We start from the raw sequence: 13,269 nt of genomic DNA on the forward strand, positions 1-13,269 counted from the left end.
TCATCATCCGGGGTTGTTAATCTAACGAATTCCCGGTACAATCTGCAATCCACACCGTTCAGGCTTGCGTTAAGGCTTCCGCTCGTCATTCGGAGTTAAAACCGCTCAAACCTGCGCCGAATCAGCAATCTTTATCTGGCACGCCTGCTTCTTCGCGTGTGCGGAAGGAAGATCCGCAACCACATGTCGCTACCGCGTTCGGGTTATGGATAGTGAAGCCGCCCGTCATGCCGGACTCTTCAAAATCAATTTCCAGGCCATTCAGGTATTTCAGGTTTTCCTTCTCCACAACAACCTTCATGTCGTGAATGTTCATATAAATATCGTCTTCGGATTCTTTATCGTCAAAGCCCATGGCGTACGAAAATCCGGTACAACCGCCCGGTGCTACGCCAAGACGCAGGAACATGTCCGGCGTCTCTTGCTGAGCCAGCATATCCTTCAGCCGCTCGGCAGCCGTTTCGCTGATGCTGATCATGCCAGGTCACTCTCCTTTAATTTGAACTCTTTCTAAATTATACTCCACCGCGTCAAGGGGCTCAAGTCATGTTTGCCCGTGTTTTCTTGCCTCCGCTCCTCCTTTTTCTTTCCAGCATATTGAACCCCCGGGACACGAGGTTTATAATGGATAGGTGATCGATTTGAAATGTCGATATTTTGTCATGACTTCTTCAAGCGATGGTCATATTTAGAGTTGTAATTTTTTTCACATTTCGAGACTGTGCTGCAGTCCCCAATGCATATAAAGCCGGAGGGCTCATTTCGCGAAAAAAAACAGCTACGCAATGCAGCATGCGCTGCAACCGGGTCAATACGAGTTGGTTATACGGAAGGCGGCAAACGACCGCATCTTTGTTATGTAGTTCTGCAAGCCAGTACTGCGCGCAACTCCAATCCGGTCAAGAACAGGAGGAAACAACATGTCTACATTGGTAACACCGTTCACGGACAAGAGAATGGCTGAAATCGTCGAGAAAGTACAGAACGGAGTAAGGCTTAGCGTAGAGGACGGCGTTTATCTGTACCAGACGGATGACCTGCTAACTCTGGGCCAGCTGGCCAATGAGGCCAACCTGAAGAAAAACGGCAAAAAAGTATATTTCATCGAAAACATGAGCCTGTATTTCACCAACGTGTGTGAAGCCCACTGCGCCTTTTGCAACTTCCGCAAGGATCAGGGTGAAGAAGGCTCTTATACCTTGTCGGGACAGGAAATGATCGATTACGTAGAACAGCATATTCATCCCGGCGTACGCGAGTTCCATATTGTAGGCGGACATAACAACCATGTTCCTTTTCAATATTATGTCGATTCCTTGCGTGCATTAAACGAAAAATATCCGGACGTTACGCTGAAGGCATACACGGCAGCAGAGATCGATTTCTTCACACGCATCAGCGGACTAAGCATTAAGGAAGTGCTTGAGGAGCTGCAAAAAGCCGGACTTAAATCGCTCACTGGGGGCGGAGCCGAAATTCTCTCCGATGAGTACCGCAAAAAAATGCGCGTGGACAAAGCGAACGTCGATCGTTATCTGGAAGTTCACCGCACGGCTCACCTGCTCGGCATGCGGACGCACACCACCATGCTGTATGGTTCGATCGAATCCTATGAGGACCGCGTCAACCATATGGCCCAAATCCGGGAACTTCAAGACGAAACAAACGGATTCATGGTATTCATTCCGCTGTCCATGCAGCCAAAGAGCAAAAATGCAAGCATCATGCGCCGCAACTCGGCGTACGAAGACCTCAAAACGATCGCGATCAGCCGCCTGATGCTGGACAACATCGACCACATCAAAGCCTACTTCATTAATATTGGTCCACAGCTGACTCAAGTCGCGCTCGGCTTCGGAGCATCGGATGCGCACGGTACGATCGTACGTGAACGAATCAGTCACGCCGCTGGTGCCCTGACACCCGAAGGGCTGACCCGCAAAGAGCTCATCTGGCTGATCAAAGGTGCCGGACGAATCCCGGTGGAACGCGATACCTTCTACAACGAAATCCAAGTATACGAGTAAACCCGAGCATCGGGCTCGAGATCCGCTTGACCGAAAAGGGAGCGGATCCCGAACCGATGCTTTCCATTGGAATAATGCCCCTAATTTGAAAGACCTGAATTTTCGATATACTAATTTAGATATACTAATTCAAACCTAAAACAACACATGAGGCAGATCGCCATTATGGCCCTGTGCCTCACGGGTACAGCCCCGCTTCCTGCGGGACTGGTGCAGAAAGGAAGCCAATCATGAAAAATTTCGTCATTCTTGGGGGCGGCTACGGCGGCCTCACGATTGCTAAAGAACTTCTGGAAGGCAAAATTCCGGCAGACACTCAAATCGTTTTGGTGGATCGAAATCCATTCCAAGGGCTGAAGACCGAATATTATGCGCTCGCAGCCGGAACGGTATCGGATTACGACCTCCGCATTCATTTTCCCGTGCATGAAAAGCTTACCCATCGGTATGGAGAAGTGACGTCGATCAACCTGGAAGCCCGTCAGATCGAATTCGAAGGACAGGACCCGCTTCCTTACGACAGACTTGTCATCGGGCTTGGTTGTACGGATCGGTTCCACAATACGCCCGGAGCCGAGGAATTCAGCTGTACCATTCAAAGCTTCGGCAAAACAAGGGAAACTTACCTGCGCTTGAATGAGGTTAAACCTTACGGCCACGTGCACATCGTCGGCGGCGGGCTTAGCGGTGTTGAAGTAGCGGCTGAACTGCGCGAAAGCAGACCCGACCTGAATATTACGATCCTCGATCGGGGTGAGCGCGTGTTGTCCGCATTCCCGCAACGCTTGTCCGCTTACGTACATGAATGGTTCAAAGAACATCAAGTCGAATCGCAGCGCCATGTGGCCATCTCCAGACTGGAGCAAGGCGCCATTTACAATCGCGACGAAGAGATCATGACCGATGCCGTTGTTTGGACAGCAGGGATTCAGCCGGTCAAAGTCGTGCAGGATCTGAATGTCGCCAAAGACCCGCAGGGCCGTGTCGTCCTGAATGAGTATTATCAAATTCCGGAATATACGGATGTATATGTGGTGGGAGACTGTGCCAGCGTGCCATTTGCACCTAGCGGTCAGGCTGCCGAGGTTCAGGGTGAACAGATCGCTCATATTCAGCATGCTCTTTGGAAAGGCGAAGAGCCCAAACTTCACCCCCTCAAGCTTCGCGGCACACTCGGCGCACTCGGCAAGAAGGCTGGGTTTGGGCTGATGGGCAAAACGTCCATGATGGGACGCGTGCCGCGTATTTTGAAAAGCGGTGTGCTCTGGATGTCTAAACGGCATCTCGGTTAGTCAAGATCCAGCTCGTCCCAGGCGTCCGCTTCGGCAATTTTGGCCAATATGGCGTTATACAGATCTTCCACTTTGTCCGTGATGACAAGCTCGCCATTCACCAAAGCAAAAGGAGTCATGTAACATTGGCCGCAATTGCTGAGGCACCCGTACTCGATGACGTCAAAGTCAGGATTTTCTTCCAGCATGTCCATCACTTCATCGGTACCGAAATGCATATTATTGGCACAAAATTCAATAATCGGTCTCATTTGTTGTTCACCTGCTTGCTTTGACCATTTGAATTTATGGCCATTTGTAATATAATATATGAAGGAAAGGAGTTGAAAATATGAGCGAAAACGCACAAAGCACCATGTACGATGAGGTATCCGACGTGCTTGACAAACTTCGTCCGTTCCTGCAGCGCGATGGCGGTGACGTGGAACTGGTCGACGTGGAGGACGGCATCGTGAAGCTGAAACTGGTCGGTGCCTGCGGCAGCTGCCCAAGCTCCACCATTACATTGAAAGCCGGGATTGAACGCGCCCTTCTTGAAGAAGTTGACGGTGTGGAAGAAGTTGTCCAAGTATTCTAATCAATCCTTCACGAAATAAACCTCAAGAGCCTTTCGCTTCTTATGAAGCGGAGGCTCTTTTTTCGCCTTGCGTCACGGAACTGTACTCCTGACCAGCCAAGCGGAAACATTTATTACAACGCCTGCGCTCGCATCACTCGCTTTTCCCGGCCTCATGCTGCTCTGCATCTTCGCGCCAAATATTAGGGCGGATCGGATCCAGGCCGCCGGATACATCCATAATGTTTCCGGTAATGAAATCGGAGTGATCCTCGCACAGATACGTGATTACGCGTGCGATATCCTCCCCGCTTCCCGGGCGCCCTCTCGGTGTTTCTTCATCCTTGATTTCCCGGATTTCATCGATCGTTTTTTCTTTGTTCGCGCCGCGAATGTCGCCAGGGCATACCATATTCACCGTGATCCCATATGGCGCTTCTTCCACGGCAAGCGTCTTCGTAAACGAAACCAGGCCTACCTTGGCCGCTGCATAAACCGCGCGATGGGGCCATGATCTGGCCTCTCCTGCATGGCTAAAGCCGAAATGAATGATCCTTCCCCACTTCTTGCGCCGCATCTCCGGGAGCACGAGCTGGTCCAGCAGCATGGGCCCGAGCAAATTGCCTTGCACAAGCATCTGGATTTCGGCTGCGGAGTAATCGGCAAACCATCTGCGTTCCCGGACAAACGGTCCCGCATTGTTTATAAGTATATCAATATCGCCCAGCTGATTTTGCACACGTGCGATCAGCCTGGTAATGTCTGTCGGTTGTGAAATATCGGCCTGCACCGCGATACAGCGCACGCCTGTGGACATAATCTGGGATTGAAGGCTTTCGGCCTCGCTTTGGCTGTGCACATAATTCAGAGCAATGTGGCATCCCTGTTCCGCCAGGCGCAGTGCCGTCATTTTGCCAAGACCTTTGGCACTTCCCGTTATGAGGGCCACTTTACCTTTCACGTCCATCCCCCTCTTCCAAGAACACAGTCACTCATTCAGTATAAAAGATTTGACGTTCCCTCACAACTTCCCCATCTCCAAATGCTCTTGCATATATTTGCAAAAAATCATTGGAGCGGGGACGATCCTCATATGTTGTCCATTCACAAAATAAAACCGTGTAGGACTTTAGAAGGAAATATAACCCCAATTTTCCAATTATCCCTTGATTAATGTATGAGGTATATGTTAATTTCGATAAGTCATTATTTTCTATACAGAAAAAGACATAATACATACGCTCATGCTAGGCTGTAATCAGCACTTTCCTGCCCAGGCATGGGGCCCTCGAAAGGAATCCGAAATGAAAAACAACAAAAGATGGTTGACCTCCCTTGTCGCCCTTATGCTGGTGACCGCTTTGCAATTTCCGCTCGCTCTCACGGCGTCTGCCGAAAGTGCTGCCGACAGCACCGCAGATGACTATGAATGGATTGACGGTCCTGCCACCGTATCGCTGGATGACAAAGCCACCCTCCAAATCGCACCCGGCCTGACTTATTTGGACGCAACCAATACGAAACGTTTTATGGAAGATACGGAATCATTTCCGAACGGCACTGAAATCGGAAGCCTATACGGCGAAGGCGAGCAGTCCAGCTGGTATGTCATTTTCGAATACAACGACACGGGACATATCGATGATAGCGACAAAGACAATCTGGATGCCGAAGAGCTTCTCGACAGCTACAAACGCGGTACCGAGGAGCAGAACGAAAAGTCTTCTCCGGAAAATCGGCTCTACATCACCGGTTGGGAAATCGAGCCTGCTTACGAGAGTGCGAAACATCAGTTGATTTACTCTCTTGGCGCGAAGGACGCGGCGCAACAACCGATTGTCAACTATAACGTAAACGTACTGACACGCGAAGGATATATCGGCGTGATTCTCATTACGGATACCGCCCATTTCGAACAAAATCGCAAGCAGTTCGAGGAAAGCGTGCTTGGGCAGCTTCATGTTAACGCTGGCGAGAAATACGAGGAATTCGACGAGTCGGTCGACAAATCTTCCGAGCTGGGGCTAACCGGCCTGATTCTAGGGGGCGCCGGGGTTGCCGTAGCCAAGAAATTAGGATTGCTGCTATTGCTGAAAAAAGGATGGTTCGTCATCGTGGCCGCCATCGTCGGTATATTCGGATGGCTTCGCCGCAAATTGACGGGAAGAAAAAATCCTACGGATGCACATGGACAACAGGATGAACTTACGCCGACTGACGAAGCCTATCAACAAGTTGCGGCCGGACAACAGTCTACCAATCCGGATGATTCATCACCGAAAGATCGTTCCAAACCGGATTTGGAAAAAAGATAAATTGCATCAATGCATCTCTATGACCATACACAAAAACAAGCCGACGTCGCTTGAACAGCGATGAACGGCTTGTTTGATTTGCGCATCTATTTAGAATGCAGGTTCCACTGCGCCTTTGTAACGTTCTTTGATGAATGTTTTGACGGTTTCGGAGTTCAGTGCGGCTGCCAATTTTTTGATGGCATCTGCATCCTTGTTATCTTCACGCGCAACCAAAATGTTGGCATACGGATTGCCTTGCAAATCTTCGATCAACAGGGAATCCTTCTCCGGATTCAGGTTGGCTTCCAACGCATAGTTGGCATTAATGAAGACCAGATCGGCTTCATCCAGTTGACGAGGCATCATGGCCGCATCAAGCGTGATGAATTCCAGGTTTTTCGGATTAGCCGTAATATCCTGCACTGTAGACGAGATGTTGTTGTTGTCCTTCAACGTGATCAAGCCTTTTTTGGCCAGCAGCAGCAATGCACGTCCGCCGTTGGACGGATCATTCGGAATCGCTACTTTCGCTCCGTCCTGAAGCTCATCCAGCGATTTGATTTTTTTGGAGTATCCCGCAAACGGCTCAACGTGCACCGGAGTTACGGAAACAAGATTGAATCCGCGTGCTTTGTTCTCCTCATCCAGGTACGGCTGATGCTGGAAGAAGTTCGCATCCAGTTGTTTGTCGGCGAGCTGTTGGTTCGGCAGAACGTAATCGTTGAACGTTACGATTTGCAAACGGATGCCTTCGGCCTCCAATTCGGGTTTGATGGCTTCCAGAATTTCGGCATGCGGCGTAGGCGAAGCTCCGACTTTCAATTCAACAGTACGTGGAGCGCCTCCTGCGTTATCTGCGCCGCTGTCGGCATCCTTGTTGTTGCCGCATGCCGCAAGGACCGCGATCATCATCAGGCTCAGCAAAGCGATGGACCATTTTTTCATGTGTAAAACCCCTTCTCCTTAAAATTTGATCTATGTGTTATTTCCGGGTGAACTTTTTGACGAGACGATCGCCGCCCATTTGCAGCAATTGCACAAGAATAATCATCAAAATGACGGCCACGATCATGATTTCCGTTTGATATCGGTAGTATCCGTAGTTGATCGCCAGCGTACCCAACCCGCCGCCGCCAACCATGCCCGCCATTGCCGTGTACGATACCAGGGTCACGATCGTAATCGTAACGCCTGCCAGCAAACCTGGCAGTGCCTCGGGCAGCAATACCCGACGGACGATTTGGCCTGTAGAAGCACCCATGGACTGAGCGGCTTCAATGACGCCGCGATCCACTTCGCGCAGCGTCGTTTCCACCAATCGCGCAAAATACGGGGCAGCCGCAATAACCAACGGAGGAATGGTGCCCAGCACGCCGGTTGCCGTTCCAACCAAAGCTCGGGTGAACGGAATAAGAGCAACAATCAAAATAATGAATGGAACCGACCGAAGAATGTTAACGATAATAGAGAGAATGGTATATAAAATCTTGACTTGCGACGAAGCCGAGCGTGCTGTCATGAACAGCAAAACGCCAAGCGGCAAACCGATAATAACCGTGAACAGGCCGGACGCCCCTAGAATCTGCAACGTTTCAACGGTAGCCTGGCTGATCTCTTCCCATCGAATGCTTGAAAAATCCATTATTGTAGCACCTCCACATCAAGCCCCTGCTCGACCAGTTCGTTCATCGTCTGCCTGATGGAAGCAGGCTCGCCCTCAAACCTTACCGTCAATTGTCCGTAAGGAACTTGTTTGATGGTCGAAATCGTGCCTTGCAAAATGGCAAAATCGACGCCTGTTTTGCGGACCGTTCTGGACAGAATGGCTTCATATGTCTTTTCTCCCAGAAAAGAGATTCTCACCAGTTGGGAAGCTCCGTTAGCCAATGCGTCACCTTTGACCGGTGCACTGACTGCCAACAGCTCCGCCGAGGCATCGTCCCGCTGGATGAAATCGCGGGTGACCTCATGCTGCGGCTTGAGAAATACTTCCGTTACCGGCCCTTGCTCCACGATGCCTCCCTGGTGAATGACCGCCACACGATCGCATATGCTCTGGATGACATGCATTTCATGCGTAATCAGTACGATCGTAAGATCGTACTTCTCGTTAATGTCCAGCAGCAGCTTCAAAATGGAGGCCGTCGTCTGCGGATCAAGCGCCGAGGTCGCTTCATCGCAAAGCAGGACCGCCGGATCGCTGGCCAGCGCGCGGGCAATGCCTACCCTTTGCTTCTGTCCGCCTGAGAGTTGGGCAGGATACTTGCCGCTGTGGTCTTCCAACCCGACCAGAGAAAGCATCTCTTTGACCTTGCGGTCGATCTCCGCCTTGGGTGCATTGGCCAACTTGAGCGGAAATGCCACATTGTCGTACACCGTCGCGGATGACAGGAGGTTGAAATGCTGAAAGATCATGCCGATTTTGCGGCGTTGCTTCTGAAGCCCCTGTTTCCCAAGCTCCGTTAAATTGACGCCGTCGACCCACACTTCGCCGCTCGTCGGCCGTTCCAGCAAATTCATGCAGCGAATCAACGTGCTTTTTCCCGCCCCAGAGTGGCCGATAATGCCGAAAATCTCGCCTTTTTGAATGGTCAGGTCGAGTTCGGCTAACGCTGTCGTTGCTTTGGCGCCTTTGCCGTATGTTTTGGTTAATGCCTTTAATTCAATCAAAATAGCTTCTCCTTCCCGCCATTACATGTATCTTTACCCGAAAGGCTGGAAAAACTCCTTCGGACGCCGAGAAAAACGACTTTAGTCATATCTCCCGAGCAAACCGATCATCGTTTGGCGAGTAATCATAAACCTGTATTGCAAGCAGATCCTTCCAATCTGCATTCTCCCCGAACCAAAAAAGAGCCCCTCTGCAGAAAAAAGGGCTCTTTGCGTGAAAGATTATGCCTTCTCATCTGCCAAAATCGTGCTCTGCACCATTTTGTAGGAATTAGCACCTAACATCTATAAAGAATGACATCGTGTCACACCCCATAAATCGGTTGCCGGGCTTCATCGGGCCTGTCCCTCCGCCGCTCTCGATAAGAATATATGATTTTTAATCAGTATTGAATATAGGAACTCAGTATAATCCAAGTATTCCGGTTTGTCAAAGGTAAATATTACACCCTAATGGGTGCTGTTTTTGCGATTCAAGCCGTGCTCACGCCACAAGGCATTAATGTAGCCATAAGCCGTCTTGATGGTTTCGCACACCATGTCCGTTCCTTGCCTGAGCTCATGAAGATGCTGGTCCAGATCCTCCAGCTGCACTTTGCCCTGCAGCGTTTGATGCAGCTGCCACAGGTCATCTTGCATCTCCCAGTTCATGTAATGAATCTCCATGTTGCGTCGCTTGCGCAATCGGCTCATCGGTTCGCGGTATTTTTCTTTGATCCGGATCAGCGCTTCGGCCAAATCGGCATGAACTTTAGCATAGCCGAACTGCCTGAGTACTGTAAAGTAGGAAAAGTGGGCTTTGACCTTTGAGGTATTCAGGTCGAAAATTTCGTTGATGACCGTTCCGGTTTTGTCCAAAATGGCGAAACAGCGAATGAAGCCGTCCTTATAGAAATATACGTAGCGCGCATATTCCGCCTTTTCGGCAGCGGTCATGTCTTCCGTAGAGCCTGCTTTCACCTTTTTCCGAAAATGGGAAGCCGCAAAACAGCTTTGCTCCAATTCATCCAGCGAGGATATCAAACCTTGGGTCCAAACATACAGTTTGCGGTAATCATGCGTCGGGTCCTGATTCAGGTCCAACTGTCGCTGCAGGAGCCCCAGCGTTTCCACCATCGCTTCGATCGCTTCTTCCAGAACGCCTTCATTCCGGCGCGGGGGTTCACCCAGTAGTGTTCGCAGCATGAGCATGCCTCCTCTTGTCCAATCTGTCTCAACCACCCAACTTAAGCATAACCCCAACCGGAGACCGAGTAAACGCACAGCGCTATTGCACCATAGCGTACCCGAATCCGGTGCGGATCAAACAAAATCCACCCGCATCCGTGACGATGCATCACGAGGGCAGGTGGACTTGGGAAAGCAGATCAGAACCGATTAACCGGTTTGTGCAGTTTGTATACCAGAAAACTCATGTACGTCAATATGCCGAACAGGATGGCAATATCAAGCATGTGCGACAAGGCAACAAACATGTACACTTCCGGACGATTCATCGTAAGCATCATCAGGAAACCGATAAACACTTGCAGCAACACCAGCACAACCGACACCACACCCAGCGTTCTAAGCTCCTTATTATCCGGATGTTTGCGGTATGCATAGTGCCCCAGAATCGCAATCACGACGACGAGCGACACCGCTGCTAAACGGTGGATGAAGGCTACGGCAACGCCGCCGGACAGTTCAGGAACGATTTGCCCGTTACATAGAGGGAATCCGGAACAGCCGCCAGCCGAATCCGTATGGCTTACAAAAGCCCCCGTGTACACAACCAGGTACGTGTAAATGGTGGAGAACCACACGAGATTCCGGAAATTTTTGCTCACTCGCGGATATTTGTTCAAACGTTCCAGTCCGCCATGCTTGGCCTCTTGGCGAATGCCCAAAGCCATCATGAGCGAGCTGGCAAAGGCGATCAGCGCAAACCCGAAATGCAGCGCCATGACTGCCGATGACTGGGAAAAGACGACGGCGAATGCGCCCATGATCCCCTGTATGATGACAAATAACAATGTCAGCAATGAGAACAATTGCAGATCTCGGCGGGACTTGCCGAACCGTAAAAACGCAACGAACGAGGCAATGGACAACAGCCCTGCCAACGCACTGACGGCACGGTGGGAAAATTCGATCAAGGAGGCAACGGTATGGGCCGGAACCAGTTTGCCGTTGCATAGAGGCCATTCGGCGCCACAGCCGAGTCCGGACTCGGTCCGCGTAACGACGCCGCCACCAAACGTGGCCATGAACATGACAAGACAGGTTAATACGGTCAACCATTTAAACAAGGTTAAATGCTTCAATTTTTCTCACCTGCAGTTAAATTTTTAAATTGCGAAGGAATGACTCCCTTCATGAGGTTCGTTACTTTGACATTTATTTCACAACTAAATCCATTATAACGGATAAAAGAGTCATTGACGGCGCGGTTTGTGACAAAATGTTAACGTCTGGGTGAGATTCGGACAAGCGGATCACGTGCAAGCGGCCTTCTTTCAGCATTCCCTAAAAATGACAAAACAAAAGCGCCTCCCTCAGTTGGGAATGGCGCTTTCGACCAAAAGCTTATTTATGAATCGTGTTATACACTTCAACCGCACGTTGCAAAAACTGCTCGATCTCTTCTCTGGATTTGCGCAGTTTGTTCACGAAACGAACGAGTTCCCGGCCATCCGTGTAAGCGACGAAGCTCGGAATGCCCAAAATGTTCTGCTCTTCGCTTACCGTTCCGACCTGATCCACGTCTACCTCGACCAGAGTCAGTTCGTTTGCATATTTTTCCTCGACTTCCGGCATGAACGGGTCAATGAATTTGCAATCCCCGCACCAATCGGCCTTGAATACCGCAACGGTAAGCCGCGAAGACTGAATAGCTACGTCGAATTCCGGTTTGGACGTTATTTGTTGCATCACAGCATCTTCCTTTCTTTTTTAGCAGCATGTCTCTTCTTTATACACATAAGCATGTTGACGAGTGGAAGTCAACTCTTCGGCACATACTTAAGATAACCATCAGTAGAAAGGATAGTACGCCATGATGTTCCTTGGCACCGATTCTGCCCCGTTCGGAGCCATGCTTCAGTTCATGCGCTCCCTTCCGGAAGCGGCCCGCGAAGCATGGCGCGGCAAACAGGCCGCGTGGCATGCCTCCGCACGGCTCAGGCACCCTGCGCGTGACCTCGATTGGAACGAGGATACCGCGGCAGCGCTGCGTTCCGAGATTCGGCGTTTGCTGCCTGGCAAAACCGGCACAGACCATGCCGCAGCCCGCCTTGCCAGAAACGCTCCCCTATGCGAGGAGGATTGCATCATTCTCGAAGACGTCTCCCGTCAAACCCGGGAACACAACCGGAGCAACATTACGCGAACCGCCGCTTATCTCGCCTGCTACGAGGAATGCCCCGAATTGCACTGGGCGCTGCTTGCCCATATGGTGTCCCGAAATGGCGGCTACCACATGACCGACCTGCAAAGCGGGCTCATGCGCAATTTGCAAGACGAAACCTCCCGGCAGCAGACGTACCGTTTGCTGGAGCGGTGCAATGCTCTTATTTTCCAGGACGCTTATCCTCAACTGTTGTTGTATCAGCATAGCCGCCGCCTTGGACGAAGCTGCTTTCATTTATTGTCCCATTTTCACGTATCGGCGTTCATGACGCCTTTCTGGGAGCGCTTCTGGCTGGAGAAGTGCAGCTCGCTGCTCAGCACGGCATTAATTATTAATGAGCAAAACTATATTGAAGGCCGGGTCGTGCAGCACCCGTATTTCCACAAAAACGTAATCTCCAGCCCTTCCTTCCGATTGCACGACCTGGCAGGGCTGAACCAGATCGTATTTCCTCTCGGAGAGGGCTTGGGCATCGTCGGGCGAGTACTGGAGCGGTTCGACAAGCTGGATGAACGCATTGCATTTGGCAAAAGCCTGTATGCCATGCTATTTGGCATGGATCAGGTGCTGGACGGGGTATTGAAATTTGCACGAGCCGTGCCCCATCAAGGCTCTCGCGCCGAATATTGGCCAGGACTGTTCACCGCAGTTCAGCATGAATCCGGGAATAACACCTCCCAACGAAGCAGCGCTGAGCTGATGGACGAAGAGTGGCTTCCGGAAGGACAGCGCTTGTACAGCCCGAAACTGCTTGACGTTTGGCATGAGACGCCTTATGAACCCCTTCCGAGATACGATTGGCTGCAGAACGCCGACTGCCTCTCTCACATCAGCACGCCCAAGCGTCCTTGGATCTTCGAGATCAGTCACGAGCATCGATTCGGCATCCTGAAAACTGCGCTCGCCCATGATGCCCGGACCATTCTGCATTAGGTTGGATGATCCTGGAGAACCCAGTGATCAACGCGAAGCGTATGCTTTCGATGGAGCTTTCTTACAGAAAGCTTTTAGCTCCGCTTCTCCAGATTCTTTCTGA

At 50.8% G+C, this 13,269-nt stretch carries 14 protein-coding genes and 1 riboswitch; of the genes, 5 read left to right on the forward strand and 9 right to left on the reverse strand.

Features of this window, described 5'->3' with window-relative positions; genetic code table 11:
• Window positions 1-121: 121 nt before the first annotated feature.
• On the reverse strand, window positions 122-478 hold the full coding sequence (locus MKY59_RS25890) for an iron-sulfur cluster assembly accessory protein (RefSeq protein ID WP_236414666.1): 357 nt from the start codon (window positions 476-478) through the stop codon (window positions 122-124).
• A 442-nt stretch (window positions 479-920) separates the two neighbouring features.
• On the opposite strand from MKY59_RS25890, the gene mqnE reads away from it, so the two are divergent.
• Window positions 921-2,027 carry an aminofutalosine synthase MqnE gene (mqnE, locus tag MKY59_RS25895; protein WP_339274512.1) on the forward strand — a complete coding sequence of 369 codons (1,107 nt, stop codon included), beginning with the start codon at window positions 921-923 and terminating at the stop codon, window positions 2,025-2,027.
• A gap of 230 nt (window positions 2,028-2,257) precedes the next feature.
• Window positions 2,258-3,319 carry an NAD(P)/FAD-dependent oxidoreductase gene (locus MKY59_RS25900; RefSeq protein ID WP_236414668.1) on the forward strand — a complete coding sequence of 354 codons (1,062 nt, stop codon included), beginning with the start codon at window positions 2,258-2,260 and terminating at the stop codon, window positions 3,317-3,319.
• Here the strand turns inward: MKY59_RS25900 and MKY59_RS25905 are convergent.
• Complete coding sequence (locus tag MKY59_RS25905) at window positions 3,316-3,570, reverse strand: YuzB family protein (protein ID WP_236414669.1); 255 nt, start codon at window positions 3,568-3,570, stop codon at window positions 3,316-3,318. The genes MKY59_RS25900 and MKY59_RS25905 overlap by 4 nt on opposite strands.
• A gap of 80 nt (window positions 3,571-3,650) precedes the next feature.
• Here MKY59_RS25905 and MKY59_RS25910 point away from each other — a divergent pair, with 80 nt between their 5' ends.
• Complete coding sequence (locus MKY59_RS25910; RefSeq protein ID WP_062324083.1) at window positions 3,651-3,896, forward strand: NifU family protein; 246 nt, start codon at window positions 3,651-3,653, stop codon at window positions 3,894-3,896.
• A 133-nt stretch (window positions 3,897-4,029) separates the two neighbouring features.
• Here the strand turns inward: MKY59_RS25910 and MKY59_RS25915 are convergent, their stop codons facing one another.
• The gene (locus MKY59_RS25915) at window positions 4,030-4,836 is read right to left on the reverse strand and encodes an SDR family oxidoreductase (protein ID WP_236414670.1); all 807 of its coding nucleotides are present in this window, start codon (window positions 4,834-4,836) and stop codon (window positions 4,030-4,032) included.
• Between the two features lie 343 nt (window positions 4,837-5,179).
• Here MKY59_RS25915 and MKY59_RS25920 point away from each other — a divergent pair, with 343 nt between their 5' ends.
• Window positions 5,180-6,190: a DUF2167 domain-containing protein gene (locus MKY59_RS25920; RefSeq protein ID WP_339274516.1), complete on the forward strand. Its 1,011-nt coding sequence runs from the start codon at window positions 5,180-5,182 to the stop codon at window positions 6,188-6,190.
• A gap of 90 nt (window positions 6,191-6,280) precedes the next feature.
• Here the strand turns inward: MKY59_RS25920 and MKY59_RS25925 are convergent, their stop codons facing one another.
• The 6 genes from MKY59_RS25925 to MKY59_RS25950 form a co-directional block, all read right to left on the reverse strand.
• On the reverse strand, window positions 6,281-7,117 hold the full coding sequence (locus MKY59_RS25925; protein WP_236414672.1) for a MetQ/NlpA family ABC transporter substrate-binding protein: 837 nt from the start codon (window positions 7,115-7,117) through the stop codon (window positions 6,281-6,283).
• 37 nt (window positions 7,118-7,154) lie between these two features.
• Window positions 7,155-7,814 (reverse strand): methionine ABC transporter permease, encoded by a 660-nt coding sequence (locus MKY59_RS25930; protein ID WP_236414673.1) that lies wholly within the window; start codon window positions 7,812-7,814, stop codon window positions 7,155-7,157.
• The gene (locus tag MKY59_RS25935; protein WP_339274519.1) at window positions 7,814-8,842 is read right to left on the reverse strand and encodes a methionine ABC transporter ATP-binding protein; all 1,029 of its coding nucleotides are present in this window, start codon (window positions 8,840-8,842) and stop codon (window positions 7,814-7,816) included. The genes MKY59_RS25930 and MKY59_RS25935 overlap by 1 nt, the downstream gene beginning before the upstream one ends.
• A gap of 229 nt (window positions 8,843-9,071) precedes the next feature.
• Window positions 9,072-9,211: riboswitch (SAM riboswitch) on the reverse strand.
• Between the two features lie 81 nt (window positions 9,212-9,292).
• Complete coding sequence (locus MKY59_RS25940; RefSeq protein ID WP_339274520.1) at window positions 9,293-10,027, reverse strand: Cthe_2314 family HEPN domain-containing protein; 735 nt, start codon at window positions 10,025-10,027, stop codon at window positions 9,293-9,295.
• Between the two features lie 182 nt (window positions 10,028-10,209).
• Complete coding sequence (locus MKY59_RS25945; RefSeq protein ID WP_290371432.1) at window positions 10,210-11,148, reverse strand: COX15/CtaA family protein; 939 nt, start codon at window positions 11,146-11,148, stop codon at window positions 10,210-10,212.
• 262 nt (window positions 11,149-11,410) lie between these two features.
• A complete protein-coding gene (locus tag MKY59_RS25950) occupies window positions 11,411-11,755 on the reverse strand; it encodes a thioredoxin family protein (RefSeq protein WP_236414676.1) in 345 nt (114 codons plus the stop codon).
• Window positions 11,756-11,879: 124 nt separating this feature from the next.
• Here MKY59_RS25950 and MKY59_RS25955 point away from each other — a divergent pair, with 124 nt between their 5' ends.
• Window positions 11,880-13,166 carry a DUF2515 family protein gene (locus MKY59_RS25955; protein WP_339274522.1) on the forward strand — a complete coding sequence of 429 codons (1,287 nt, stop codon included), beginning with the start codon at window positions 11,880-11,882 and terminating at the stop codon, window positions 13,164-13,166.
• Window positions 13,167-13,269 lie beyond the last annotated feature (103 nt).

This window comes from Paenibacillus sp. FSL W8-0426 (assembly GCF_037969725.1).
Classification (GTDB): Bacteria; Bacillota; Bacilli; order Paenibacillales; family Paenibacillaceae; genus Paenibacillus; species Paenibacillus hubeiensis.

What these genes read in the sequence shown, in the direction of transcription:
- MKY59_RS25890 (WP_236414666.1), bottom strand. Translation starts at nt 478, where the DNA reads ATGATCAGCATCAGCGAAACGGCTGCCGAGCGGCTGAAGGATATGCTG.
- mqnE (WP_339274512.1), top strand. Translation starts at nt 921, where the DNA reads ATGTCTACATTGGTAACACCGTTCACGGACAAGAGAATGGCTGAAATC.
- MKY59_RS25900 (WP_236414668.1), top strand. Translation starts at nt 2,258, where the DNA reads ATGAAAAATTTCGTCATTCTTGGGGGCGGCTACGGCGGCCTCACGATT.
- MKY59_RS25905 (WP_236414669.1), bottom strand. Translation starts at nt 3,570, where the DNA reads ATGAGACCGATTATTGAATTTTGTGCCAATAATATGCATTTCGGTACC.
- MKY59_RS25910 (WP_062324083.1), top strand. Translation starts at nt 3,651, where the DNA reads ATGAGCGAAAACGCACAAAGCACCATGTACGATGAGGTATCCGACGTG.
- MKY59_RS25920 (WP_339274516.1), top strand. Translation starts at nt 5,180, where the DNA reads ATGAAAAACAACAAAAGATGGTTGACCTCCCTTGTCGCCCTTATGCTG.
- MKY59_RS25925 (WP_236414672.1), bottom strand. Translation starts at nt 7,117, where the DNA reads ATGAAAAAATGGTCCATCGCTTTGCTGAGCCTGATGATGATCGCGGTC.
- MKY59_RS25930 (WP_236414673.1), bottom strand. Translation starts at nt 7,814, where the DNA reads ATGGATTTTTCAAGCATTCGATGGGAAGAGATCAGCCAGGCTACCGTT.
- MKY59_RS25940 (WP_339274520.1), bottom strand. Translation starts at nt 10,027, where the DNA reads ATGCTGCGAACACTACTGGGTGAACCCCCGCGCCGGAATGAAGGCGTT.
- MKY59_RS25950 (WP_236414676.1), bottom strand. Translation starts at nt 11,755, where the DNA reads ATGCAACAAATAACGTCCAAACCGGAATTCGACGTAGCTATTCAGTCT.
- MKY59_RS25955 (WP_339274522.1), top strand. Translation starts at nt 11,880, where the DNA reads ATGATGTTCCTTGGCACCGATTCTGCCCCGTTCGGAGCCATGCTTCAG.